General features: G+C 41.0%; 2 protein-coding genes. Both read left to right on the top strand.

Annotated elements, in window-relative coordinates:
• Nucleotides 1–300 precede the first annotated feature (300 nt).
• On the top strand, nucleotides 301–1,839 hold the full coding sequence (locus QNK26_RS12470; protein ID WP_319223371.1) for a Re/Si-specific NAD(P)(+) transhydrogenase subunit alpha: 1,539 nt from the start codon (nucleotides 301–303) through the stop codon (nucleotides 1,837–1,839).
• A gap of 2 nt (nucleotides 1,840–1,841) precedes the next feature.
• On the top strand, nucleotides 1,842–3,096 hold a 1,255-nt coding region (gene pntB / locus QNK26_RS12465), incomplete at its 3' end, for a Re/Si-specific NAD(P)(+) transhydrogenase subunit beta (RefSeq protein ID WP_319223369.1).

Here is a 3,096-nt window from a genome sequence, read left to right as displayed (position 1 = left end):
GCCTTGCACTGCTTACCGAGCTTGTGCCTGACAAAGCATCTTGAGGTAACATGGGTATATATTCAGATAGTTAAGCCCTATCTCCCCCCTTCTTTCTGCACAATCCACTAACATCCCCCCTTATTTTGATATTCTATTTTGCTCTTCAAAATTATAAAACAATAGGTTAGATCACAAAGCTAACATTATGTGCTGTTGATAAGAACAAATAACCGACAGGGATGATCCAGATCTACTTCCACATTTATTGTTGTCCTGTAATATCAATTGTTCATAATAACAAGTGATCATGGACTTACTATGCAAATAGGTATACTTAGAGAGATCCAAGAGAATGAAAACCGAGTAGCTGCAACACCTAACACTGTTGAGTTACTAATTAAACAGGGGTTCACTTTTCTTGTCGAAACAAACGCTGGGACTGCTGCGAGCTTTTCTGATCAAGCATATCAAGACTCTGGCGCTGAAATTAGCAACGATGCAGCCCTGATATGGCAATCAGATATTATCTTCAAAGTTAATGCCCCAAGCGATACTGAAATAGAACAAATGAAACAAGGTGCAACCTTAGTTAGTTTCATCTGGCCCGCACAAAATCCTGAATTATTGAAAAAGCTTGAAGCTAAAAAAATTAGTGTTATAGCAATGGATTCAGTGCCAAGAACCTCGCGCGCACAAGCGCTTGATGCATTGAGTTCAATGGCAAATATTGCAGGTTATCGTGCAGTTATTGAATCTGCGAATCAATTTGGTCGTTTCTTTACAGGTCAAATTACTGCTGCAGGTAAAGTGCCACCAGCAAAAGTATTAATTATCGGAGCCGGTGTTGCTGGTCTTGCCGCATTAGGTGCTGCAGGTAGTTTAGGGGCAATCGTCCGTGCATTTGATACTCGCCCAGAAGTTAAAGAGCAAGTAGAAAGTATGGGTGCTGAGTTTCTTGAAGTAGATTACGTCGAGAAAACCGAAGTCAGTACAACCGGTTATGCTAAAACCATGAGTGAAGGTTATCAACAAGCACAAGCTGCAATGATGGCCGAACAAGCTAAAGATGTTGACATCATCATCACCACAGCACTTATCCCTGGCAAACCAGCGCCACTGCTTATCACTGAAGAAATGATTGCTTCAATGAAATCCGGTAGTGTTATCGTTGATTTAGCTGCAGCTGCTGGCGGTAATGCGGCATTAACTGTCAAAGATGAAGTATTTACTACAGAGAATGGCGTTAAGATTATTGGTTACACAGACTTACCTAGTCGTTTACCAACACAATCTAGTCAACTTTACTCAACCAACCTTGTTAACTTAATGAAGCTACTTTGCAAAGACAAAGATGGCCAAATTGATATCGACTTTGAAGATGAAGTTATTCGCGGTGCCACAGTAGTTAAAGAAGGTGAAATATCTTGGCCACCACCAGCAATTAACGTTAGCGCTGCACCAGCCCCTAAAGCTGTAGAGCCAAAAGCTATCGTAGAAGAAAAACCAAAAAACAAATGGATTAAACCTGTTAGTGCAATTGTAGCAGCAGGCTTATTTGGTTGGCTTGCAAGTGTTGCCCCGACAGACTTCTTAGCGCATTTCACTGTATTTATGCTGGCATGTATCGTCGGTTACGGCGTAGTTTGGAATGTAGCACATTCTCTTCATACACCTCTTATGAGTGTTACAAATGCAATCAGCAGTATTATTTTAGTCGGTGCCCTACTCCAAGTTGGTAGTGATTACTGGTATGTAAATGCGCTTGCTATGCTTGCAATACTAATTGCAACAATCAACATAGTGGGTGGCTTTACCGTTACACACCGTATGTTGAAAATGTTCCAGAAGGATAAATAATTATGTCAGAAGGATTAATTACAGCTGCTTATATCATCGCAGCAATCTTATTCATAGCCAGCTTGAATGGCCTAAGTAGCCAAGAAAGCGCTAAAAACGGTAATGTATTTGGCATAATCGGTATGGGCATTGCAATTATTGCAACTATCGGAGCAATGGTAAATAGTGGTAATGCAGGTGCTTGGAGTTACATTCTTGTCGCTGTTTTGATGATTATCGGTGCCGGTATCGGTATTCGTCTAGCATTAAAAGTTGAAATGACATCAATGCCAGAGCTAATCGCTATTCTTCATAGTTTTGTTGGTTTAGCGGCAACCATTATTGGTTTCAACTCATTTTTCGACCACGGAATTTTGCTTGGTGCTGCAAAAACAATTCATGATGTAGAAGTGTTTTTAGGTATCTTCATTGGTGCAGTTACCTTTACTGGTTCAATCGTAGCCTACGGTAAATTAAGCGGTAAAATCAATAGTAAACCACTTAGCTTACCGGGTAAAAACTGGTTAAATATCGCAGTTGTTGTTTCATCTGTTTTATTATTAATTAGCTTTATCAATGGCGTAATGGGCGGTTTTGAACTGTTCCTCATGCTAATTATTGCACTTGCATTCGGTTGGCATTTAGTTGCATCAATCGGTGGTGCGGATATGCCTGTTGTTGTATCAATGCTTAACTCGTATTCTGGTTGGGCAGCGGCTGCAACTGGTTTCATGCTAGCAAATGATCTACTTATTATTGTTGGTGCGTTAGTTGGTTCAAGTGGTGCGATTCTTTCTTACATTATGTGTAAAGCAATGAACCGTTCATTTGTAAGCGTTATTCTTGGTGGGTTTGGCAACGAAGAAGTTGCACAGACTGGTGACCATGATTACGGAACACATACAGAAGCAAACGCTCAAGACGTAGCTGAGTACTTAAAGGCAGCTAAAAGCGTTGTGATTGTACCGGGTTACGGTATGGCAGTAGCACAAGCACAATACCCTGTTGCTGAGTTGACTAAACGACTACGTGCTAAAGGTAAAAATGTACGTTTTGGTATTCACCCAGTAGCGGGTCGACTACCTGGTCACATGAACGTATTACTTGCTGAAGCAAAAGTACCTTATGACATCGTATTAGAGATGGATGAGATCAACGAAGACCTAAGCGATACTGACGTAGTACTTGTTATTGGTGCAAACGACACAGTAAATCCAGCTGCAAATGAACCAGGTACACCAATCTCAGGTATGCCGGTACTAAGTGTTTGGGAAGCTG

The organism is Moritella sp. (assembly GCF_033791185.1).
In the GTDB taxonomy this organism is placed as follows: Bacteria; Pseudomonadota; Gammaproteobacteria; order Enterobacterales; family Moritellaceae; genus Moritella.
Note: the sequence above shows the minus strand (reverse complement) of the source record. Positions and strands in the feature narration are given on the sequence as shown.